The sequence below is a fragment of the Pseudomonas sp. NPDC007930 genome, assembly GCF_042958985.1.
Taxonomy (GTDB): domain Bacteria; phylum Pseudomonadota; class Gammaproteobacteria; order Pseudomonadales; family Pseudomonadaceae; genus Aquipseudomonas.
The window spans coordinates 22,871-45,264 of record NZ_JBIBKC010000019.1 but is presented as its reverse complement, the minus strand read 5'-3'; the positions used below and the strand labels follow the sequence as shown (position 1 = coordinate 45,264).

19 protein-coding genes and 1 riboswitch are annotated in these 22,394 nt (G+C 67.8%); of the genes, 6 read left to right on the top strand and 13 right to left on the bottom strand.

Features of this window, described 5'->3' with window-relative positions; all coding sequences use genetic code 11:
• Window positions 1-16 precede the first annotated feature (16 nt).
• The 3 genes from ACFZCE_RS24195 (at window position 17) to ACFZCE_RS24185 (ending at window position 6,456) form a co-directional block, all read left to right on the top strand.
• Window positions 17-3,496 carry a PAS-domain containing protein gene (locus tag ACFZCE_RS24195; protein WP_390943077.1) on the top strand — a complete coding sequence of 1,160 codons (3,480 nt, stop codon included), beginning with the start codon at window positions 17-19 and terminating at the stop codon, window positions 3,494-3,496.
• Window positions 3,497-4,362: 866 nt separating this feature from the next.
• Window positions 4,363-4,587, top strand: coding sequence for a hypothetical protein (locus ACFZCE_RS24190; RefSeq protein WP_390943076.1), 225 nt, complete (start codon window positions 4,363-4,365; stop codon window positions 4,585-4,587).
• A 597-nt stretch (window positions 4,588-5,184) separates the two neighbouring features.
• On the top strand, window positions 5,185-6,456 hold the full coding sequence (locus tag ACFZCE_RS24185; RefSeq protein WP_390943075.1) for an outer membrane protein transport protein: 1,272 nt from the start codon (window positions 5,185-5,187) through the stop codon (window positions 6,454-6,456).
• 51 nt (window positions 6,457-6,507) lie between these two features.
• Here ACFZCE_RS24185 and ACFZCE_RS24180 read toward each other — a convergent pair whose 3' ends face one another.
• The 10 genes from ACFZCE_RS24180 to cobO are packed head-to-tail and all read right to left on the bottom strand — an operon-like array spanning window position 6,508 to window position 15,262.
• Complete coding sequence (locus ACFZCE_RS24180) at window positions 6,508-7,230, bottom strand: adenosylcobinamide-GDP ribazoletransferase (protein ID WP_390943074.1); 723 nt, start codon at window positions 7,228-7,230, stop codon at window positions 6,508-6,510.
• A 4-nt stretch (window positions 7,231-7,234) separates the two neighbouring features.
• Window positions 7,235-7,792 (bottom strand): histidine phosphatase family protein, encoded by a 558-nt coding sequence (locus ACFZCE_RS24175; protein ID WP_390943073.1) that lies wholly within the window; start codon window positions 7,790-7,792, stop codon window positions 7,235-7,237.
• Window positions 7,789-8,841, bottom strand: coding sequence for a nicotinate-nucleotide--dimethylbenzimidazole phosphoribosyltransferase (gene cobT, locus ACFZCE_RS24170; protein ID WP_390943072.1), 1,053 nt, complete (start codon window positions 8,839-8,841; stop codon window positions 7,789-7,791). Before cobT ends, ACFZCE_RS24175 begins: the two co-directional genes overlap by 4 nt.
• Entirely contained in the window at window positions 8,838-9,359 is a 522-nt protein-coding gene (cobU, locus tag ACFZCE_RS24165) for a bifunctional adenosylcobinamide kinase/adenosylcobinamide-phosphate guanylyltransferase (protein WP_390943071.1), read from the bottom strand. The genes cobT and cobU overlap by 4 nt, the downstream gene beginning before the upstream one ends.
• Window positions 9,347-10,816 carry a cobyric acid synthase gene (locus tag ACFZCE_RS24160; protein ID WP_390943070.1) on the bottom strand — a complete coding sequence of 490 codons (1,470 nt, stop codon included), beginning with the start codon at window positions 10,814-10,816 and terminating at the stop codon, window positions 9,347-9,349. The genes cobU and ACFZCE_RS24160 overlap by 13 nt, the downstream gene beginning before the upstream one ends.
• Entirely contained in the window at window positions 10,813-11,796 is a 984-nt protein-coding gene (gene cobD / locus ACFZCE_RS24155) for a threonine-phosphate decarboxylase CobD (RefSeq protein WP_390943069.1), read from the bottom strand. The genes ACFZCE_RS24160 and cobD overlap by 4 nt, the downstream gene beginning before the upstream one ends.
• Complete coding sequence (cbiB, locus tag ACFZCE_RS24150) at window positions 11,789-12,697, bottom strand: adenosylcobinamide-phosphate synthase CbiB (protein WP_390943068.1); 909 nt, start codon at window positions 12,695-12,697, stop codon at window positions 11,789-11,791. The genes cobD and cbiB overlap by 8 nt, the downstream gene beginning before the upstream one ends.
• A complete protein-coding gene (bluB, locus tag ACFZCE_RS24145; protein ID WP_390943067.1) occupies window positions 12,694-13,344 on the bottom strand; it encodes a 5,6-dimethylbenzimidazole synthase in 651 nt (216 codons plus the stop codon). The genes cbiB and bluB overlap by 4 nt, the downstream gene beginning before the upstream one ends.
• Window positions 13,341-14,654, bottom strand: coding sequence for a cobyrinate a,c-diamide synthase (locus ACFZCE_RS24140; protein ID WP_390943066.1), 1,314 nt, complete (start codon window positions 14,652-14,654; stop codon window positions 13,341-13,343). The genes bluB and ACFZCE_RS24140 overlap by 4 nt, the downstream gene beginning before the upstream one ends.
• Window positions 14,651-15,262 carry a cob(I)yrinic acid a,c-diamide adenosyltransferase gene (cobO, locus tag ACFZCE_RS24135; protein ID WP_390943065.1) on the bottom strand — a complete coding sequence of 204 codons (612 nt, stop codon included), beginning with the start codon at window positions 15,260-15,262 and terminating at the stop codon, window positions 14,651-14,653. The genes ACFZCE_RS24140 and cobO overlap by 4 nt, the downstream gene beginning before the upstream one ends.
• Before the next feature lie 96 nt (window positions 15,263-15,358).
• Window positions 15,359-15,558: riboswitch (cobalamin riboswitch) on the bottom strand.
• Window positions 15,559-15,652: 94 nt separating this feature from the next.
• Between cobO and ACFZCE_RS24130 the strand changes: the two genes are divergently transcribed.
• A complete protein-coding gene (locus tag ACFZCE_RS24130; RefSeq protein ID WP_390943064.1) occupies window positions 15,653-16,951 on the top strand; it encodes a PQQ-dependent sugar dehydrogenase in 1,299 nt (432 codons plus the stop codon).
• Between the two features lie 134 nt (window positions 16,952-17,085).
• On the opposite strand, the gene pyrF is transcribed toward ACFZCE_RS24130, so the two are convergent.
• Window positions 17,086-17,781, bottom strand: coding sequence for an orotidine-5'-phosphate decarboxylase (gene pyrF, locus ACFZCE_RS24125; RefSeq protein WP_390943063.1), 696 nt, complete (start codon window positions 17,779-17,781; stop codon window positions 17,086-17,088).
• A gap of 128 nt (window positions 17,782-17,909) precedes the next feature.
• Here pyrF and ACFZCE_RS24120 point away from each other — a divergent pair, with 128 nt between their 5' ends.
• Window positions 17,910-18,077 carry a DUF2897 family protein gene (locus ACFZCE_RS24120; RefSeq protein WP_390943062.1) on the top strand — a complete coding sequence of 56 codons (168 nt, stop codon included), beginning with the start codon at window positions 17,910-17,912 and terminating at the stop codon, window positions 18,075-18,077.
• Between the two features lie 417 nt (window positions 18,078-18,494).
• Here the strand turns inward: ACFZCE_RS24120 and ACFZCE_RS24115 are convergent, their stop codons facing one another.
• Together ACFZCE_RS24115 and ACFZCE_RS24110 are read right to left on the bottom strand one after the other, a co-directional pair.
• The gene (locus tag ACFZCE_RS24115) at window positions 18,495-20,099 is read right to left on the bottom strand and encodes an inorganic phosphate transporter (RefSeq protein ID WP_390943061.1); all 1,605 of its coding nucleotides are present in this window, start codon (window positions 20,097-20,099) and stop codon (window positions 18,495-18,497) included.
• Between the two features lie 154 nt (window positions 20,100-20,253).
• Window positions 20,254-21,135, bottom strand: coding sequence for an AraC family transcriptional regulator N-terminal domain-containing protein (locus tag ACFZCE_RS24110; RefSeq protein ID WP_390943060.1), 882 nt, complete (start codon window positions 21,133-21,135; stop codon window positions 20,254-20,256).
• Window positions 21,136-21,305: 170 nt separating this feature from the next.
• On the opposite strand from ACFZCE_RS24110, the gene ACFZCE_RS24105 reads away from it, so the two are divergent.
• Complete coding sequence (locus tag ACFZCE_RS24105; protein ID WP_390943059.1) at window positions 21,306-22,358, top strand: alcohol dehydrogenase catalytic domain-containing protein; 1,053 nt, start codon at window positions 21,306-21,308, stop codon at window positions 22,356-22,358.
• Window positions 22,359-22,394: the final 36 nt, after the last annotated feature.

The following is a 22,394-nucleotide window of genomic DNA, read 5'->3' as shown; positions in this document are numbered from 1 at the left end:
CGCGGAGCCTGCCCCCATGACGCTGTCCAGCGGCCTGATCGCCGTCGTCGCCCTGGCCTACATGGCCATCATGTTCGCCATCGCGACCTGGGGCGACCGCCGCCGCACGCCGCTGCCGCCGCGGCTGCGGGCCTGGGTGTATAGCCTGTCGCTGGCGGTGTACTGCACCAGTTGGACGTTCTTCGGCGCGGTCGGCCAGGCCGCCGAGCAACTCTGGGCGTTCCTGCCCATCTACCTGGGGCCGATCCTGCTGATGCTCTGCGCGCCTTGGGTGCTGCAGAAGATGGTGCTGATCAGCAAACAGGAAAACATCACTTCGATCGCCGACTTCATCGCCGCCCGCTACGGTAAATCGCAAAGCCTGGCGGTGGTGGTCACGCTCATCTGCCTGATCGGCGTGCTGCCCTACATCGCCCTGCAGCTCAAGGGCATCGTGCTCGGCGTGAACCTGCTGATCGGCGCCGGCGCCGACGCCACCGGCAGCCGCGTGCAAGACGCCGCGCTGGTGATCTCCCTGGCGCTGGCGCTGTTCACCATCATGTTCGGCACCCGCAGCCTGGACGTCACTGAGCACCACCGCGGCATGGTGCTGGCGATTGCCTTCGAGTCGCTGGTCAAGCTGCTGGCGTTCATGGCGGTGGGGGTGTTCGTCACCTATGGGCTGTACGACGGCTTCGACGACCTGCTGCGCCAGGCGCGGGTCGCCGAACCGCTGCAGGCCTACTGGCAGGAGACCGTGAACTGGCCGGCGCTGCTGGTGCAGAGCGCGGTGGCGATGATGGCGATCATCTGCCTGCCGCGGCAGTTTCATGTGATCGTGGTGGAGAACACCCAGCCGGCCGACCTGCGCCTGGCGCGCTGGGTGTTCCCGGCCTACCTGGCGCTGGCCGGGCTGTTCGTGATCCCCATCGCCCTGGCCGGGCAACTGCACCTGCCGGCCTCGGTGATCCCCGATTCGTTCGTGATCAGCCTGCCGCTGGCCGAGGCGCACCCGGCGCTGGCGCTGCTGGCGTTCATCGGCGGCGCCTCGGCCGCCACCGGCATGGTGATCGTCGCCAGCGTGGCGCTGTCGACCATGGTCTCCAACGACATCCTGCTGCCCTGGCTGCTGCGCCGCCAGCGCGCCGAGCGGCCGTTCGAGGTGTTCCGCCACTGGATGCTCAGCGTGCGCCGGGTGAGCATCGTGGTGATCCTCCTGCTGGCCTACGTCAGCTACCGGCTGCTGGGCTCGACCGCCAGCCTGGCGACCATCGGCCAGATCGCCTTTGCCGCGGTGACCCAACTGGCGCCGGCGATGCTCGGCGCGCTGTACTGGAAGCAGGCCAACCGCCAGGGGGTGTTCGCTGGCCTGGCGGCAGGGGTGTTCATCTGGTTCTACACCCTGGTGCTGCCGGTGGCGGCCCACGGCCTGGGCCTGCCACTGAGCACCTTCCCAGGGCTGGCCTGGCTGCACGCCAACCCGCTGCACCTGCCGGCCTCGCCGCTGACCCAAGGCGTGGCGCTGTCGTTCGCCGGCAACTTCGCACTGTTTATATGGGTGTCTGTGTGGTCGCGCACGCGGGTGGCCGAGCACTGGCAAGCCGGGCGCTTCGTCGGCCAGGGCGGCGCCCTCAACCCTGGCGGGCGCGGCCAACTGGCGGTGCAACTCGGCGACCTGCTGCAACTGGCCGGGCGCTTCGTCGGCGAGGCCCGCGCCCACGCCAGCTTCAACCAGTTCGCCGAGGCCCAGGGCAAGGCGTTCAACCCCAACCAGCGCGCCGACAACACCTGGATCGCCCACACCGAGCGGCTGCTGGCGGGGGTGCTGGGCAGCTCGTCGACCCGCGCGGTGGTCAAGGCGGCCATCGAGGGCCGCGACATGCAGCTCGAAGACGTGGTGCGCATCGCCGATGAAGCCAGCGAGGTGCTGCAGTTCAACCGCGCGCTGCTGCAAGGGGCGATCGAGAACATCAACCAGGGCGTGAGCGTGGTCGACCAGAACCTGCACCTGGTGGCCTGGAACCACCGTTACCTCGAGCTGTTCAACTACCCCGACGGGCTGATCGCCGTGGGCCGGCCGATCGCCGACATTATTCGCTTCAACGCCGAGCGCGGTTTTTGCGGGCCGGGCGAGGCCGAGGTGCACGTGGCGCGGCGCCTGCACTGGATGCGCCAGGGCCGCGCGCACACCTCCGAGCGGGTGTTCCCCAATGGCCAGGTGATCGAGCTGATCGGCAACCCGATGCCCGGCGGCGGCTTCGTGATGAGCTTCACTGACATCACCGCTTTCCGCGAGGCGGAGCGCGCGCTGAAGAACGCCAACGAAAGCCTCGAGCAACGGGTGGCCGAGCGCACCGCCGAGCTCAGCGCGCTGAACCAGGCACTGGGCAGCGCCAAAGGCACCGCCGAGGCGGCGAACCGCTCGAAAAGCCGCTTTCTGGCCGCCGTTGGCCACGACCTGATGCAACCGATGAACGCCGCCCGGCTGTTCTGCTCGGCGCTGGCCCACCAACCGGCGGAGCTGCCCGGCGAGGCGCGGCAACTGGTGGAACACCTGGACCACTCGCTGCAATCGGCCGAAGCATTGATCAGCGACCTGCTCGACATCTCGCGCCTGGAAAACGGCCGCATCCTCGCCCAGCCCAAGCCGTTCGCCCTGGCCGAGCTGTACGACACCCTTGGCGCCGAATGCCACGCCCAGGCGCTGCAACAGGGGCTGAAGTTCCGCCTGCGCGGCAGCGCGCTGCGCATCGACAGCGACATCAAGCTGCTGCGGCGGGTGCTGCAGAACTTCCTTACCAACGCCTTTCGTTATGCCCAGGGGCCGATCCTGCTGGGCGTGCGCCGCCGTGGCGGCGAGCTCGAACTGCAGGTGTGGGACCGCGGCCCGGGCATCGCCCCAGACAAACTCGAGGTGATCTTCGAGGAGTTCCAGCGCCTCGACAGCCACCAGACCCGCGCCGAAAAAGGCCTGGGCCTGGGCCTGGCGATCGCCGACGGCCTGTGCCGGGTGCTCGGCCACCCGCTGGCGGTGCGCTCGCGGGTGGGCCACGGCAGCGTGTTCAGCGTGCGCGTGCCGCTCGCCAGCGCCAGCACCGCGCCGATTGCCCGGGTGGCGCCAGCACTGGGCAGCCTGGCGGGGTTGGCGGTGCTGTGCGTTGACAACGAGCAGAGCATCCTGATCGGCATGCACAGCCTGCTCAGCCGCTGGGGCTGTGAGGTGCGCGTGGCCAGCGGCCGCGCCGCCTGCGAGGTGCTGCTGGCCGAGGGCTTCGTGCCCCAGGTGCTGCTGGTGGACTACCACCTGGATGCCGGCGACACCGGGCCGCAGTTGGTCGCCTGGCTGCGCGAGCGGCTAGGCGAGGCCACCGCCGGGGTGGTGATCAGCGCCGACGGCCGCCCGGAAACCATCGCCCAGGTACAGGCCACGGGCCTGGATTTCCTCGCCAAACCCGTGAAGCCCGGCGCCCTGCGCGCGTTGCTGAACCGTTACCAGGGGCAACGGCGCACGGCGTGAAACCGCTACGCAGCGCCAAGCTTCGGGCGCTGTGAGCGGTTTGCCCGTTTGCGTGGGCGAAGGCCTTGTTGGCAAAGGAAAAACCCCCAAAGCCCGGTAGTAGAGGCCCTGCAGGTTACAATCCACAGAACCTGTGGATAACCTAGTGGACAACGGCCAGTAATATCCCGCAAAGGCTTATGGAATGGGGCTTACAGACAAACTGTCGATTTTTTCACCAACAAAAAAAAGCGTGTTTATTCATTGACTTAAACCGGTGAAACGGCGTAGGCCGAGCAGCGCCAAACGCCTGTGTCCAAATGTGACACTTCGGTGCACGCTGTGCACAACGCCCTAAAGGAAGGCAATAGTGCTGCACCGGTAGATGGCGCTTTTTTGTGACCGATTTCGCATAAGCACTGAATAAACCAGGCGCACATCGACGTACCGCTTGTCAGCGCGGCACTTGCATGTTCCAGCTCAACGCTGTAGTGTCCGCCCCCAGTAAGTACCAAGCTGAAATTCAATTTTTGGCCGAGCAAGTCCCCCTCCAGCCTTCAAGGTATCCCCGATACCTCTTCCCGCTGCCCTGAACGGACCTTTACGGCCTTACCCGCGCACTGCCTCAGGTTGCAACCTGGCACCCGCGCGACGGGCGAGTTGACCCAGGACCTTCGTATACCGGCCAGAACCCATGCCGCTACGTTGCCTGGCTTCCCAAGTACCTACTGCCACCTGGCCACGCCCCCATTACATTCACATGGGCGTCACAGGCAGGCCTTATTGTTCCAGCAGGTTCTCCGTGCGGCCCAGCGTGTGGCCGGCGTGACTGGAACGTTTTGATCTCGCACGGCTCTTATCCGTGTCTTATGCAGGAACACAACAACATGACTCATAACCACCAAGCCCACCGGGCCATTGAAACCCTGAGCAGCGCCTTCGCCCCGCTCAAATGCGTCATCTTCGCCGCCCGCGGCGAGAGCTTCAGCTTCAGCCTGGTCAACGAACACGGCGTGGTTCGCCGCAGCGAGCGCCTGTACCCTGACCAGTACGCCACCCCGGCGCCGCTGCAAGCCGTGATCGACCGCACCCGCCAGGCCCTGTTGGCCTGAGCCGGCGGCCCGTCATCGCGATGGGGAATAACAACCGGCGCCTGGCGCCGGTAATGTTTTAAAAACAGGCTTTTACCCCCGGCTATTCACACTACACTTTAAGTAGGGTGTGTTAACGCATGCTCTGAAGGCGGGCCGATCGATCCATTGCTGCCAGCGCTGGGCCCGCCGACCACCTACCTTGAAAGCGGTACAACGGTGAGGTCAGCATGGAGAGCGTCGCAAAGGATTTGTGTCAGCATGTTTTCCGCCTAGCCTGGGACGTATTACGCCCGTTACCAGCTGGCACCCTCAGTGCCCCGCCATAGCCCCGCCTTTGCCCGTCCCAGACAAAACTAGACACACACTCCTTGGCGCCGAATTTGCCTCTGCCGCCCTGCCCATTGCTAGGCCACGCAGAAGTGCTGTGCTGTTTTGTTTCAGAACCTGAACAAGGACTTGACTGAACGCGCAGGATCCAACTACAGCGGGCAACGCCGTCAAAAGCGTTGGATTGTCCTACAAAACCGCTCTACCATCGCCGATACAGCCCTATAGCGCAGGTAGAAAAATGTTGGTAATTTGCCCCGTGTTGATCACCATGGAGTTACAACAACAATGAAAACAAATGTCATGATCAAATCCGGCCTCGGCCTGGCCATCACCCTCGCTTCCTCCCAGCTCTTCGCCAGCGGCTTTGCCATCAACGAGCAAAGCATCAGCGGCATGGGCCTGGGCTTCGCCGGGCGTTCGTCGTCCGCCGAAGACGCCTCTACCGTGGCAGGGAACCCGGCCGGCATGTCGCGTTTGAAACAGGAGCAGTTCACGGTCGGCGCGGCGGCGATTTATGCCAAATCGGACATCAACGGCCACCAGGCCACCTTCGGCGGCAGCAACGACGGTGACATGGTCCCGTTCGTCGGCGTGCCCATGGGCTACTACGTCAAACCCATCGATGACCGCCTCACGGTCGGTTTCGGCGTGTACGTACCCTTCGGCCTGTCCACTGACTACGAAACCGGCTTTGCCGGGCGCTACTTCGCCAACAAGAGCGTGGTGAAGGTCATCACCTTCCAGCCCACCGTGAGCTACGCCTTCAATGACAAGGTGTCGATCGGCTTCGGCCCCACCATCAACCGCATCGACGGTGAGCTGAGCCGCTACGTGCACAGCCCGAGCCCGCTGGTGGGCGATGGCGAGGTGAAGGTCAAGGGCGATGACACCGGCTACGGTTTCAACATCGGCCTGTTGGTACAAGCCACCGACAAAACCCGTGTCGGCCTGACCTACCACTCCAAGGTCAGCTACAACCTCGACGGCAAGCTCAAGGCCAGTGGCCCGCTGTTCACCACCCTGCTGCCGATCGCCGGTAAATACGACGCCTCGCTGAGCCTCGACACCCCCGAGTCGTGGGACGCCTCCTTCACCCACGAGCTGACCGACCGCTGGACGCTGTACGCCGGCAGCACCTGGACCCGCTGGAGCCGCCTGAAGTCGATCGACGTCGAGAACTCCAGTGCGCTGGGTACGGTGAGCGAAGCACAGAACTGGCACGACACCTGGGCCCACGCCGTGGGCGTGAGCTACAAGCTCACTCCACAGTGGGTGCTGCGCACCGGTTTGACCGTCGACCAGTCGCCGACCAACAACACCAACCGTTCGCCGCGCATCCCCTCGGGTGACCGCCGCATCTTCAGCCTGGGCGCCGGTTACAGCCCAACGCCGAACATGACCTTCGACGTGGCCTATTCCTACCTGAAGGAAGAAGACGTGAAGGTCAACGACGTGAGCATCCCGAGCGTGAGCAACCCCACCGGCGGCGGTGTGTACAACGCCACCTACAAAAACAGCGCCCACGGCCTGGGTGCTTCGCTGACCTACAAGTTCTAAGCCCCACCGCTACAGCCAAAACGCCCCCTCCCCCGAGGGGGCGTTTTGCATTCAGCCCAGCAGCAAGGCCCCGCCCAGCAGCAGCGCCAGTTCGGTGAGTTCCAGCAGCGCGCCGGCGGTGTCCCCGGTGCAACCGCCGAGGCGGCGCAGCATCTGCCAACGCAACCAGGCGAACATGGCCACCCCCGCCGCCAGTTGCAACCACGGCAACAGCCACAGCCCCAGCAGCATGCACACGCCCAGCACCCCCCAGCCGGTGTGGCGCGGCAGGTAGTCGGCCAGGGCCTGGCCCAGCCCGCCGGCGCGCACGTACGGGGTGCTGAGGAACAACCCCAGCAGCGCGGCGCGCCCCAGTACCGGCACCAGCCACCAGGCCGGGCCCTGCCCAAGCAAGGCCAGCAGCGCGCAGAACTTGAGCAGCAGCACCAGTACCAGGGTGACCACCGCCATCGGCCCGCTGCGCGGGTCTTTCATGATCGTCAGGGTGCGCTCGCGGTCGCCAAAACCGCCCACCCAGGCATCGGCGCTGTCGGCCAGGCCGTCCAGGTGCAAGCCGCCACTGAGCCACACCCAGGCCCCCAGCAACAGCGCCGCGTGCAGCAACGGCGGCGCGGCGCCGAGCCAATGGTCGAGGGCCACCAACAAGATGGCGAACAGCGCCCCCACCAGCGGGTAGTACAGCAGCGAGCGGCCCATCTGGCCGGGGCTGGGCATGCCCGCCAGGCGCACCGGCAGGCAGCTGAGAAACTGCAACGCGATCAAAAAGGCCTGCATCGGTTTACACCTCCTGCCATTGCCCCGGTTCACCGGCCAAGGTGAACAACGCACCATGGCCCACGTTCACGTCCAGCAAGCGCCCTGGCGCCAGGCCGCGGGCCGCGCACAGCAGCAGGCGGATCACCCCGCCATGGGTGACCAGCAGCAGGTGCTCGCCGGCATACTGCTGGGCCAGGCCTTGCAACGCCTGCTCGACACGCTGGGCGAACGCCTGCAGTGGTTCGCCGTTGGGTGGGGTGAAGGCGTACGGGTCGGCCCAGAACTGCCCCAGCTCAGCCTCGTATTGGGCGTGCACGGCAGCCGCGCTGAGGCCTTCCCAGTCCCCGAAGTGCAGCTCGCGCAGCCCAGGCGCATAGGCCAATGGCAGGCCGAGGGTTTCGGCGAAGCGCGCGCAGCGTTGCAGCGGCGAGCTGATCACCCGGTCCCAAGGCCCTTGGCCTTGGACGGCGGCGCGCATCTGCGCCCAGCCGGTGGCGGTCAGGGCGTCGTCGAGGCTGCCGCGAAAGCCGCCGCCACGTTCGGTTTCACCGTGGCGCAGCAGGCTCAGGCGCAGGCTCACGCGGGGCGGTCCGCCACCGCGGCTTCGGCGAAGGTCGCCATTTGCCCATGCAGCGCGCAGGCCAGGCGCAGCAGCGGCACGGCCAGGGCGGCGCCGCTGCCCTCGCCCAGGCGCAGGCCCAGGGCCAGCAGCGGGTCGGCGTCCAGCGCCTGCAGCACGGCGCGGTGGCCAGGCTCGGCGCCGTGGTGGGCAAACAGCAGCCACGGCCGCAACGACGGGTTCAGGCGCACCGCGAGCAAGGCCGCCACGCTGCAGATAAACCCGTCCACCAACACCGCGATACCCGCCTGGGCGCTGGCCAGGTACGCCCCCACCAGCGCGGCGATCTCGAAGCCGCCAAGGGTGTGCAGCAGTTCCAGCGGCGCCTTGAGCCCGGCGTGCAGCAGCAGCGCGCGTTCGATCACCCGCGCCTTGTGCGCCACGCCGTCGGCATCCAGGCCGGTGCCCGGGCCGACCACTTCGGCCGGTGAGCACCCCAGCAGCCCGCAGGCCAGGGCCGACGCCGCGGTGGTGTTGCCGATGCCCATTTCACCGCCGATGAACAACTGCGCGCCCGCCGCCCGGGCGCGGGCGGCAGCCGCCTGGCCGGCGGCCAGGGCCTGTTCGCACTGGCCCAGGCTCATCGCCGGGCCCTGGGTGAAGTTGGCGGTGCCGGCGCCCAGGCCGATGTGGCGCACACCCGGCAGTTGCAAGGCACTGGCGGTGCCGAGGTCGACCACCTCGAGGGTGGCGCCCAGTTGCCGCGCCAGCACGCTGATCGCCGCGCCGCCGGCGACGAAGTTCTGCAGCATTTGCCCGGTGACCGCCTGCGGGTACGGCGACACGCCTTCGGCAACCACGCCGTGGTCACCGGCGAAGATCGCCACCCACAGCTGCTCCAGGCTGGGCTTGAGGGTGCCCTGCAGGGCGGCCAGGCGCACGGCCAGGGTTTCCAGTTGGCCCAGCGAGCCGGCCGGTTTGGTCAGTTGCCGCTGGCGTTCCCGGGCAGCTTCGGCACTGCTGGGGTTCGGCTGTGGGCAGGGGTTCAGCCACCAGGGTTGGGCGGTCATAGGGTCGGTCCTTTAAGCGTCAGGGGCAGCCCGGCAACGGTCAGCACCACGCGCTGGCAGCGCGCGGCCACCGCCTGGTGCAACAGCCCGGCGCGGTCTACGTAACGGCGGGTCAGCTCGCCCAGGGGTACCACCCCCAGGCCGGTTTCGTTGCTCACGAAGATGATCTCCCCCGGCCATTGCGCCAGCCCTTCGAGCAGGGCCTGGCATTCGGCCTCGAGGCGGGTGTCGTCTTCGAGCATCAGTAAATTGGTGAGCCACAGGGTCAGGCAATCGACCAGCAGGCACTGCCCCGGCGCGGCCAGCCGGGCCAGGGTGCTGGCCAGCGCCAGGGGTTCTTCGACCAAGCCCCAGGCGGCTGGGCGGCGCGCGCGGTGCAGGCGCACGCGCTCGTTCAGCTCGCCATCCACGGCTTGGCTGGTGGCAATGTAGGTGACCGGCAACCCGGTGGCTTCGGCCAATTGTTCGGCCAGGCGGCTTTTGCCCGAGCGGGCGCCGCCGAGAATCAGTTGCTGCATGGCGCCACCCCGCACAGCGCGCGCAGGCGGCCGGTGTCCAGGTGCTGCTCGACGAGCTCTGCCAGGCGCTCGAGGTCACGCTCGCGCAGGGCGTGGTAATCCACCGGCGTCACCTGTGCCAGGCCGGCCCAGCGCAGCAGCGCGCCGCAACTTTCGCTGCCCTCGAACAGCCCATGCAGGTAAGTGCCCAGCACCTGGCCGTCGGCGCTGATCGCGCCATCGGCGCGGCCGTCGGCCAGTTGCACGGCGGCCTGCTGCAGGCCTGGGCCTTGGCTCACGCCGGCGTGAATTTCATAGCCAGCCACCGCCGCCCCCTCGAGGCACAAGGTGCCGTACACGTTGCGCAGCTGTTTTTCGGCTTCCAGGGTGGTGTGCAGGTCGAGCAGGCCAAGGCCCGCGCTCTGCCCCGCTGGGCCCTCGAGGCCCAGCGGGTCGGCCAGGGTGTGGCCGAGCATCTGCAGCCCACCGCAGATGCCCAGCACCTTGCCGCCGTAGCGCAGGTGCCGGGCGATGGCCTCGGCCCAGCCGCGCTCGCGCAACTGGGCAAGGTCGCTGCGCACGCTCTTGGAGCCGGGCAGGATGATCAGGTCGGCCGGCGGGATCGGCTCGCCCGGGCCGATGAACTGCATGTCGACCTGCGGGTGCAGGCGCAGCGGGTCGAAGTCGGTGTGGTTGCTGATGCGCGGCAGCACCGGGGCGATCACCTTCAGCCGCGGGCCGTCGGCCTTGGCCAGTTGCCGGCGGTCGAGGCCGTCTTCGGCCTCCAGGTGCAGGTCGGGCACGAACGGCAGCACGCCGAGCACCGGCTTGCCGGTGTGCGCCTCGAGCCAGTCGAGGCCCGATTGCAGCAGGGCGATGTCGCCGCGAAAACGGTTGATCACAAAGCCCTGCACCCGTGCCTGCTCGCTGGGCGACAGCAGCGCCAGGGTGCCCACCAGGTGGGCGAACACGCCACCACGGTGGATGTCGGCGACCAGGATCACCGGGCAATCCACCGCTTCGGCAAAGCCCATGTTGGCGATGTCGCCCTCGCGCAGGTTGATCTCTGCCGGCGAGCCGGCGCCTTCGACCAGCACCAGCTCGTAGCCGCGCGCCAGGCGCTGGTGCGAGGCCAGTACCGCCTGCATCGCGATGGGCTTGTAGCTGTGGTAGGCGGTGGCGTTGAGGGTGGTCACCGCCTTGCCGTGGATGATCACCTGGGCGCCGGTGTCGCTGTTGGGCTTGAGCAGCACTGGGTTCATGTCGGTGTGCGGCGCCAGGCCGCAGGCTTGCGCTTGCACCGCCTGAGCGCGGCCGATTTCGCCGCCGGCGGCGGTCACCGCGCTGTTGAGCGCCATGTTCTGCGGCTTGAACGGCACCACCGCCAGGCCCTGGCGCCGCGCCCAACGGCACAGCGCCGCCACCAGGGTGCTTTTGCCGGCATCGGAGGTGGTGCCTTGCACCATCAGCGTGGTCATCGCGGGAAGCTCTCCAGGGCCTGGGCCAGCCGCGCGAAGGCTTCGTCATCGGGCGGCAGGCCGAAGCGCAGGCTGCTGTCGTGGTGGAACAGCCGCAGCAGAATGCCCTGGCTGCCCAGGTGCTCGTACAGCCCTTGGGCGTGGGCGGTGGCCAGCCACTGGAACAACGCGCAACCGCCCTGGGGCGCCAGCCCGTGCTCGCTCAGCAAGGCCACCAGGCGCGCGCTGGCGGCTTGGCTCAGGGCGGTTTGCCGCTGTTGCCGCTGGGTATCGAGCAGGCAGGCGCGGCCCACCTCGCGGGTCGGCCCCGGCACCGCCCACGGCCCCACCTGGTCGGCCAGCAGCCGCAGCAGCCGCGCTTCGGCCAGCACGAAGCCCAGGCGCACCCCGGCGAGGCCGAAGAACTTGCCGAACGAACGCAGCACGATCAGCCCCGGGCGTAGGCTGTGGCCGGCCAGGGTGTGCTCGGGGGTGGTGTCCATGAACGCTTCATCGACCACCAGCCAGCCGCCGCGCTGGGCCAGCCGGGCGTGCCACTGCAGCAGTTGCTCGGCCGGCAGCAGGCGCCCGGTGGGGTTGTTCGGGTTGACCAGCACCAGCACATCGAGGGTGTCGAGGAAGTAATCGACCTCGGCGTCGGCGATTTCCCGCACCACATGGCCGGCGCGGCGCCAGGCCTCGGCATGCTCGGCGTAGCACGGCGCCAACACCCCCACCCGGCCTGGCCGGCGCAGCCGTGGCAGGGCCTGGATGGCCGCTTGTGACCCGGGCACCGGCAGCACCTGGGCCGCCTGGTAATACTGGCGGGCGGCGTCGTCGAGGCCGTCGTCGGTTTCCGGCAGGCGCGCCCAGGCCTGGGGGCTGATCGCCGGCACCGGGAACGGCCAGGGCGCCAGCCCCGTGGAGAGGTCGAGCCACTGCCCTACCGGAATATCGAAACGCACCGCCGCCGCGCGCAATCTACCGCCGTGTTCAAGCATGCCAGGCCGCCCCTACGCAAAGAATCAACAACCACAACCATACCCCGCGCTGCACCAGCCGCCAGCCGCGTTCGATCGCCGCGGCGTCGGCCGCCGGGCCTTCGCCGAGCACCGCGCGCGCGTGGGGCTGGCCATGGTAAACCGCCGTGCCGCCAAGCTCGACCCCCAGCGCGCCGGCGCCGGCGGCCATCACCGGGCCAGCGTTGGGGCTGTCCCACAGCCGGCCCTGGCGTTGCCAGCAGCGCAGCGCCAGGGCGGTTTTGCCCAGCAGCGCATAGGTGAGCGCCACCAGCCGCGCCGGCAGGTAGTTGAGCACGTCGTCGATGCGCGCCGCGGCCCAGCCAAAGCGCTCGAAGCGCTCGTTGCGGTAGCCCCACATGGCATCGAGGGTGTTGCTCAGGCGGTACAGCACCACCCCGGGCACGCCGGCCACGGCAAACCAGAACAACGCGGCGAACACTGCATCGCTGCCGTTTTCGAGCACCGATTCGGTGGCGGCCTTGGCCACCCCGGTGGCGTCCAGCGCCTCGGTGTGGCGGCTGACCAGGTAACTGACGCGCCGGCGCCCCTCGGCCAGGTCACCGGCGTGCAACGCCCGCGCCACCGGCTCAACATGCTCGCCCAGGCTGCGCAGGCCCAGGGCCAGGTACAGCGCCAGCACGGCCACCGCATCGCCTACCAACGGCAGCCAGCTGAGCAGGGTAAACAACAGGGTGAGCGGCACCACGGCGATGAACCAGGCCGTCACGCCGTGGCTGCGCCAGCCGCGGCCGCCGGCGTTGAAGCGTTGCTCCAGGCGCGTGGCCAGGCGGCCGAAGCCGACCAACGGGTGCCAGCGCCGCGGCTCACCCAGCAAAGCGTCGAGCGCCACCGCGATCACGCAGGCCAAGGCCACGCTCATGGTTGTTGCCCCCAGTGGTTTTCGAAAATCATCTCGCTCAAGGGCTTCTCCTGTGCCCAGCCTTCCTGCACCAGCATCGGCGCCGGGTAGAATTCATGCACCGGCCCCAGGCATAGCACGGCCAGCGGCTTGGCGCCGTCGGGCATGCCCAGCAGCCGGGCCAGCGCCGCCGGCTCGAACAGCGACACCCAGCCCAGCCCCAGGCCTTCGGCGCGGGCCGCCAGCCAGAGGTTCTGAATGGCGCAGGCGAGCGAAGCGAGGTCCATCTCCGGCAAGGTACGGCGGCCGAAAATGTACTGCTCGCGGCCGTCCATCAACGCCGCCACCCACAGTTCGGCGCACTCCAGCACGCCTTCGACCTTCAGCTTCATGAAGGCATCGGCGCGCTCGCCCAGGGCCTCGGCGGTGCGCACCCGCTCGGCCTCGACCAGGCCATGAATGCCCTGGCGCAGCGCCGGGGTGGTGATCCGCACAAAGCGCCAGGGCTGCATCAGGCCCACGCTGGGCGCTTGGTGCGCGGCCCGCAGCAGCCGCGCCATCACCTCCGGGGCCACGCTGCCCCCGGCAAAATGGCGCATGTCACGGCGCTCGGCGATGGCGCGGTACAGCGCCTGGCGCTCGGCGTCGGAAAACCCGTGGTCGCTCATGCCGCGCACGCCTCGGCGGGGGCGAACAGCGCCGCCACCGCCGCCGGGTTGGAGGGAAAGTAAAAGTGCACGTAAGAGGCCGTAAGCCGGCCGACCCGGTACACCGCCTCGGCGCCACGCCCGCCGTTGGGGCTGTGGCCCACGGCCAGCGGCGCCAACGCGGTGCGGGTCAGCGAGTGATGGAAGGTGTGCCCGCGCAGGCTGCCTTCGGGCAGCTCGACCAACTGCAGCGCCAGCGCCGCCAGCCGCGGCTGCATCTGCGCCTCGCCCGGCAGCAGGCCGGCCAGCGCGGCGCCCTGGCCGTGCACATCGGTGAGCTGTTCGAGCAGGTAAAGCATGCCGCCGCACTCGGCCAGCAGCGGTTTGCCGGCGCCGTGGTGGGCGCGCAAGGCGGCCAGCATCGGTGCGTTGGCGGCCAGTTGCTGGTGGTGCAGCTCCGGGTAACCGCCGGGCAGGTACAGGGCATCGCAGCGCGGCAAGGCGGCATCGCGCAGCGGCGAGAAGAAGCACAGCTCGGCGCCCAGCGCGCGCAGCACGTCGAGGTTGGCGCGGTAGATAAAGGCAAAGGCGGCGTCTTGCGCCACGCCGATGCGCTGGCCGGCCAAGGCCTGCGGCAGGCTCTCCAGCGCCGGTGCTTCGAAGCACACCGGCGGCGGCAGCAGGTGCTCACAACTGGCGGCCAGCGCGGCGGCGGCGGCGTCCAGGCGTTGGTCGAGGTCGGCCAGCTCATCGGCCTGCACCAGGCCCAGGTGGCGGCTGGGCAGCTCGATCGCGCTGTCGCGCGGCAGCCCGCCGTACCAGCGCAAGCCGGCGGGCAGGCTGCCTTCGAGCAACTGCCCGTGGCGCGCGCTGCCGACGCGGTTGGCCAGCACGCCGGCAAAGGGTAAGTCGGGTTGGTAGCTGGCCAGGCCCAGAGCCAATGCGCCGAAGGTTTGCGCCATCGCCTTGCCGTCGATCACCGCCAGCACCGGCACACCGAAGTGGCGGGCCAGGTCGGCGCTGGAGGGGGTGCCGTCGAACAGCCCCATCACCCCTTCGATGAGGATCACATCGGCCTCGCCGGCCGCCTGCCAGAGCAACCGGCGGCTTTGCTCGGCGCCCACCATCCACAGGTCGAGCTGGTACACCGGCGCGCCACTGGCGCGCTCGAGGATCATGGGGTCGAGAAAGTCCGGCCCGCACTTGAACACCCGCACCCGCCGGCCTTGCTGGCGGTGCAGGCGGGCCAAGGCCGCGGTCACGGTGGTTTTGCCTTGGCCGGAGGCCGGCGCGGCCACCAGCACGGCCGGGCAATGGCGCGCGTGGGTCACAGTTCCACGCCCTTTTGCGCGCGAATGCCGGCGGCGAACGCGTGCTTGACCAGGCCCATTTCGGTCACGGTGTCGGCCAGCTCGATCAGCTCGGACTTGGCCGCGCGGCCGGTGACCACCACGTGCTGCATCGGCGGGCGCGCGGCGAGGTCGGCCATGACCTGGTCGAGGTCGAGGTAACCGTGCTTGAGGGCGATGTTCAGTTCATCGAGCACCACGAACTGCACGGCGGGGTCCTGCAGCATTTCTCGGGCCTTGGCCCAGGCTGCCTCGGCGGCAGCGATGTCGCGCTGGCGGTCCTGGGTTTCCCAGGTAAAGCCCTCGCCCATCACGTGGTAGCTCACCTCGGCCGGGAAGCGCCGGAAGAACAGCTCTTCGCCGGTGCTGTTGCGGCCCTTGATGAACTGCACCACGCCGCAGCGCATGCCGTGGCCCAGCGCGCGGGCGAGCATGCCGAACGCCGAGCTGCTTTTGCCTTTGCCGTTGCCGCCGAGCACCAGCAGCACGCCGCATTCGTCTGGCGAATTGGCGATGCGCTCGTCGATCAGGGCTTTTTTGCGCTGCATGCGTGCCAGGTGGCGCGCGTCACGGTCTGGGGTGTCGCTCATGGGGCTCTCCGCGGCGGCGCGGGGGCGTGCACCGACGCGCGCCCACACGCGGTGGCCGCTGGCTGTCGATGCCGCTCTCACCCGCGCGGCCTTGGCTGTAATGAATGAGGTTCAGGCCGGTCTCCGGGCTGATGAGCGGCGTGCGATCAAGGCACACCCAGGCCGGCCGCCTTCCCGGTTTCCCAGTGGCATGTGGCAGGCGTTGGCTCATTTACCGTTGCGGGGGCAGCGCCGGTTTCGCACCGGCTTCCCTGTTTCACCCGGGCAAGCCGGGCACCTGAAACGAACCGCGAAGGTTAGAGCCTGGCGCTGCCAGCGTCAATCGAATGAACCCAAACGGGCCGGCGGCTTTCCTATGTTTCACCCCCGCGCCGAACAAGGACTGCCACCATGCGCCACGCCCTGTTGCCCCTGAGCCTGCTGATCGCCGCCAGCGCCCAGGCGGCCACCCCTTACGCCCCTGGCTTTGGCCCCAACCCAGAGCTACCCGCCCCGCAGAAGTCGCTGATCCCGACCATGAACATCGCCCCGGCGGTGGGCTGGCCGGAGGGCGCCAAGCCGCGGGCGGCGCCCGGCACCCAGGTGGCCGCCTTCGCCGAGGGGCTGGACCACCCGCGCTGGCTGTACGTGCTGCCCAACGGCGATGTGCTGGTGGCCGAAACCAATGCCCCGCCCAAGCCTGAAGACAACAAGGGGGTGAAGGGCTGGGTGGCCAACAAGGTGATGAGCCGCGCCGGCGCCACGGTGGCCAGCGCCAACCGCATCACCCTGCTGCGCGACCGCAACGCCGACGGCGTGGCGGAAACCCGCTCGATTTTCCTGAAGAACCTCAACTCGCCGTTCGGCATGGCCTTGGTCGGCAATACCCTGTACGTGGCCAACGCCGATGCGCTGGTGAAGTTCAAGTACACCCCGAACGCCATGTACCTCAATGGCACGGGTGAGAAAGTGCTCGACCTGCCCGGTGGGCCGATCAACCACCACTGGACCAAGAACGTGATCGCCAGCCCCGACGGCAAGAAGCTGTACGTGACCGTGGGCTCGAACAGCAACGTGGGCGAGAACGGCCTGGCGGCCGAGGAAGGCCGCGCGGCGATCTGGGAAGTCGACGTTGCCAGCGGCCAGCACCGGGTGTTCGCCTCGGGCCTGCGCAACCCCAACGGCCTGGCCTGGAACCCGCAAAGCGGGCAACTGTGGACGGCGGTGAACGAGCGCGACGAGATCGGCAACGACCTGGTGCCGGACTACATCACCTCGGTGAAGGACGGCGGCTTCTATGGCTGGCCGTTCAGCTACTGGGGCCAGCATGTGGATGAACGGGTCAAGCCGGGCAACCCGGACCTGGTGAAAACCGCCCTCGCCCCAGACTACGCGGTGGGTGCGCACACCGCGTCGCTGGGGCTGATGTTCGCCGAGCAAAACGCCCTGCCGGCGCCGTTCGGCAACGGCGCGATCATCGGCCAGCACGGCTCGTGGAACCGCAAGCCGCACAGTGGCTACAAGGTGTTGTTCGTGCCGTTCAGCGGCGGCAAGCCCAGCGGCGCGCCGATCGACCTGCTCACAGGCTTTCTCGACAAGAGCGAAAACGCCTATGGCCGGCCGGTCGGGGTAGCCAGCGACCACAAGGGCGGGGTGCTGGTGGCCGACGATGTGGGCAACAAGATCTGGCGGGTGAGCGCTGCCCAGTAGGGTGCCTTTGAGGGCCTCTCGCCCGGCACAGCCGGCCTCCCACCGGTTCTGTGTTGCCTCTTAAATCAACTACTTACACAAAACTGGTGGGAGGCCGGCTGTGCCGGGCGAGAGGCCCTGACGCCTGGCACGCCTTACAACCCCGCGACGATCTCCCGCAGGGCCGCCGCCGGGTCTGCCGCCTGGCTGATCGGCCGGCCGATCACCAGGTAGTCGGAACCGGCATCCAGCGCCTGGCGCGGGGTGAGGATGCGCCGCTGGTCATCCTGCGCGCTGCCCGCCGGGCGGATGCCCGGGGTCACCAGTTGCAGGCCTGGGTGGGCGGCCTTCAGCGCCGGGGCTTCGAGCGCCGAGCACACCAGCCCGTCCATGCCGGCCTTTTGCGCCAGCGCAGCCAAGCGCAACACCTGCTCTTGTGGATCGAGGTCCAGGCCGATGGCGGCCAGGTCTTCACGCTCCATGCTGGTCAGCACGGTCACGCCGATCAACAGCGGGTTGGGCCCCTGGCGCTTGGCCAACACTTCGCGGCAGGCCGCCATCATCCGCAGGCCACCGGAGCAGTGCACGTTGACCATCCACACGCCCATCTCGGCGGCGGCCTTCACCGCCATCGCCGTGGTGTTGGGGATGTCGTGGAATTTCAGGTCGAGGAACACCTCGAAGCCGCGCGCGTTGAGGGTTTCGACGATACCGGCGGCGCTGCTGGTGAACAGCTCTTTACCCACCTTGACCCGGCACAGCGCTGGGTCGAGCTGGTCGGCCAGGGCCAGGGCAGCTTCACGGGTGGAAAAATCCAGGGCGACGATCACGGGCGTCTGGCAGGCGGGCATGGGGCGGGCTCTCTAGGCTTGATTGAAACGGCGCGCATTGTAGCGGATTCATTCGCCGCTGGGGCACACTCCGTCCGCTGGAACCAAGCCGCGCGCGGCGGCTCGAATGAGAAAGAAGGAGACACCCCATGCCCTGGTATGCCTGGCTGATATTGATAGTTGCGATCGGTTCGATCGTGGGTGGCCTGTTGATGCTGCGCGAAAGCGCGCAAAAACTGCCGTTGAGCGATGAACAACTCAAGCGCGTGCACGAGCGCAATGCCGCTGCCGACGCACAGGATGAACGCGACCGTTAACTGCGGTTTTTATCCCACGTTACCCTGCGCCTGCCTGTGGACAAGCTGGGGGGATGCCGCCACAGCCCGCGCCAGCCGTGGGCTGCAGAGAAGTGGTTATTTTTTGATCATTATGGCTGAAAGTTGACGGCTGTTCAGGCTGTTTCCGCCCTCCCCGCCCAGGCCACTGATTTGCCGAAGGTTTTATCCCTCGAAAACCTGCGCCTGCCTGTGTATAAGCTGGGGGCGCTCGCCTGCAGCCCTAGTGCCGCGCGGGTTACGAGCAAGTGATCAGAATTTGACCAGCCGCCGCAAGGTTTTACACACCTGGCGTGGACCAGCCTGTGGACAACCTCGGGAAGACCCGCTGCAGGCCCCGAAATACAAGGCCTGCAGGGTTTCGTTCATTTTTTGTTCAATGCTGCGGACGCGCGGTACTCAAAAGATCGCGTGGAACAGGAAGTACAAACCGCCCGCCAACAGCATCGAGGCCGGCAAGGTGAACACCCAGGCCAGGATCAGGTTGCGCACCGTTGCCCACTGCAAGCCGCTGCCATTGGCGGCCATGGTGCCGGCGATCCCCGAAGACAACACATGGGTGGTCGACACCGGCATGCCGAAGGCATCCGCCGCGCCGATGGTGGCCATGGTGACCAGCTCGGCGCTGGCGCCCTGGGCATAGGTGAGGTGGGTTTTACCGATACGCTCGCCCACGGTGACAACAATGCGCTTCCAGCCGACCAAGGTGCCCAGGCCCAGGGCGATGGCCACGGCGATCTTCACCCAGAACGGAATGAAACGCGTCGCCTCGGTGATCTGGCGGTTGAACTCAGCAACGTTCTTGCGGGTATCTTCGGAGAAACCAGCATCCAGGTGCTGTTTTTTCATCAGGTTGAGGCTTTCCGAGGCGAGGAACATGTCGTTGCGCACGTTCTGCATGGCCTGGGCCGGCACGTTGTTCAGGGTGCCGTAGTTTTTCACCTGGTTGGCGATGTCGTTGGTCACCACTACCAGCGCCGGGACCACGTCTGGGGTGCCCTGCTTGCTGTGCAGGAAGTCCAACAGCACCTTATGCGCGTCGGCCGGCAAGGCCGCGTTCTGGCTGGCCTGGGCGAGGCTGTCGCGGGTCACTTGCGCCACCGCCACGAACTGGGTGGTCTGGGTGGCCGGTACCGCGCGGTTGAGCGCATAGGCCATCGGCAGGGTGCCGACCAGGATCAGCATGATCAAGCCCATGCCCTTCTGCCCATCGTTGCTGCCGTGGGCGAACGACACACCGCTGCAGGTGACGATCAACAGCCCACGGATCCACGCCGGCGGCGGCGTGTTGCCTTGCGGCTCGCGGTACAGCTCGCGGTTCTTCACCAGCAGGCGCAGGGCCAGCAGCAGCACCGCGGCGCAGACAAAGCCCACCAGCGGCGACAGCAGCAGCGCGTAGCCGACCTTCGCCACCTGCGCCCAGTCCAGGCCGTCGAGGCCCGAGCGGCCACTGAGGATGGCGCTGGCGATACCGACGCCGAGGATCGAGCCGATCAAGGTGTGCGACGACGACGCCGGCAAGCCCAGGTACCAAGTGCCGAGGTTCCACAAAATGGCCGCGATCAACAGCGCGAAGACCATGATGAAGCCATTGCTGGTGCCCACCTGGAGGATCATGTCGACCGGCAGCAGGGCGACCACACTGAAGGCCACCGCGCCGCTGGAGAGCATCACCCCGAGGAAGTTGCAGAAGCCCGACCACACCACCGCGACGTTGGCCGGCAGCGAGTGGGTGTAGATCACCGTGGCGACGGCGTTGGCGGTGTCATGGAAGCCGTTGACGAACTCAAAGCCCAGGGCGATCACCAGGGCGATGCCGAGCAGGCCGTAGGGCAGCCAGGTGGTGGCCACGCTGCCGGCGTCGTCGACGTCGGTGAAAATCCCATAAGCGCTGACCATCAGGCCGATCAGCATGAGCGCGACGAACAGGATGCCCGTGCGTTTGCTCATGCCGTGGTCAAGGTGAGGCCGGCCAACGGCCGGGGCGTGCAGTGTGGTGTCCATTTCAGGTCGTATCCGCGTACAGGGGGAAATGCCCTCACGCTAGGCCCGCAATGTGACGGTTATGCGGCAGCCGCAGCGGCCTTGGAAATAATTTGAATTATTTTGACGCGCGGCGGTTTCGCTGCCGGTTTTGTGGCGCCAAGGCCTTGAAAACTCAGCCTTGGCGGCGCTCGCTAACCGGGCTGCGGGCGAAGTAGCGCTTGTACTCGCGGCTGAACTGCGAGGTGCTCTGGTAGCCCACCCGCTGCGCCGCCTGGGCCACCCCCAGGCCCTCCCCGGCCAGCACCTGCTGGGCCTTGAGCAGGCGCAGGCGCTTGAGGTACTGCACCGGCGAGAGCAAGGTGCTGCGCTTGAAGTGGGCGTGGAAGGTCGACGGGCTCATGTTCGCGCACTGGGCCAGGGTGCTCACGTTCAACGCCTGGTCGTAGTGGTCGCGCAGGTACTGCAGGGCAGCGCCGATGCGGGCAAAGTGCCCCTGCTGCTCGACCAGCGCCCGCAGCACCCCGGCCTGGGGGCCGCGCAAGGCGGCATAGAGCACCTCGCGCACCCGCGCGGCGCCGAGCACCTGGCAATCGAGCGGGTCGTGCAGGCAGCGCAACAGCCGCTCGACGCTCTCGCGCATGGGCGCATCCAGCGCGGCCGAGGTCATCGACTCCGGGGTTTGCGCCTGCACGCTCGGGTCGGGCGGCAGGCCCATGCGCTGCACCAGTTCGCTGAGCACCGCGCGGTCGATCGCCACCGCCACGCCATACAGCGGCCGTGCCGGGGTGGCGAAGGTTTCGCACATGAACGGCACCGACAGCGCCTGCACCAGATACTGGCCGCCGCCATATTCGAAGGTGCGCGCGCCCAGGCGCGCCAGCTTGCTGCCCTGGGCCAGCACGATCAGGCTGGGTTCGTAGATTTGCGGGCTGCTGGCCACGTAGTGGTCCCAGGCCATGGCCTGTACCCCGGGCACCCGGGTGGGGTTGAAGCCCGGGCGCGGGGCCAGCGGCTGGATCAACCCGGCGAGGGTTTGGTTGGCGTCGGTGAACATGGAGGGCCAGATAGAGGATTGAACACGGCCATTGTCGCAGCTTTGCCCGGGCAGGCCAGCCCCATGGCCAACCTTAGTAGCTTTAGGCATGCCTGCCGGAGCAATAGCCATGGCCGCGGGCGGGTGCGATGCGGACAATGCCGCGCTTCATTCACGTTGTAAGGTTGCACATGTACACAGCTATTGGTTACGCCGCCCAGTCCGCCACCACCCCGCTCGCGCCAATGCGCTTCGAGCGCCGCAGCCCGCGCGCCGATGACGTGGCCATCGAGATCCTCTATTGCGGCGTGTGCCACTCCGACATCCACCAGGCGCGCAACGAATGGGGCATTGCCGTGTACCCGTTGATGCCGGGCCACGAGATTGTCGGCAGGGTCACCGAGGTGGGCGCGCAGGTCACTCGCTACAAGGCCGGCGACCTGGTCGGCGTAGGCTGCATGGTCGACTCGTGCCGGCAGTGCCAGGCCTGCGCGCAGAACCTGGAGCAATACTGCCTCGAAGGCCCGACCATGACCTACGCCACCCCAGACCGGGTCGACGGCAGCAACACCATGGGCGGGTATTCCAGCAGCATCGTGGTCAGCGAGCACTTCGTGGTGCGCATCCCCGCCACGCTGGACCTCGCCGCCGCCGCGCCGATCCTCTGCGCCGGCATTACCACCTATTCGCCGCTCAAGCACTACGGCGTCAAGCCGGGGCATAAGGTCGGCGTGCTCGGCATGGGCGGGCTGGGCCACATGGGCATCAAGTTCGCCAAGGCGATGGGCGCCGAGGTGACGCTGTTCACCCGCTCCCCGAGCAAGGCCGAGGAAGCCCGCCGCCAGGGCGCCGACCATGTGATCGTGTCCACCGACGCCGCGCAGATGCAGGCCGCCGCCGGGCGCTTCGACTTCCTGCTCGACACCATCCCGGTGCAGCACGACCTCAACCCCTACCTGGAAACCCTGAGCTTCGACGGCGTGCACATTCTGGTCGGGCTGATCGAACCGGTAGACCCGGCCCTGCACGCGGCGCACCTGGTAATGAAGCGCCGGGTACTGGCCGGCTCGCTGATCGGCGGCATCGCCGAAACCCAGGAAGTGCTGGATTTCTGCGCCGAGCACAACATCAGTTGCGACATCGAGATGCTCGACATTCGCCAGATCAACGAGGCCTATGCGCGGATGATCGCCGGCGATGTGAAGTACCGCTTCGTGATCGACATGGCGACGTTGCAGGGCTGAAGGGCCTCTCGCCCGGCACAGCCGGCCCCCCACGGG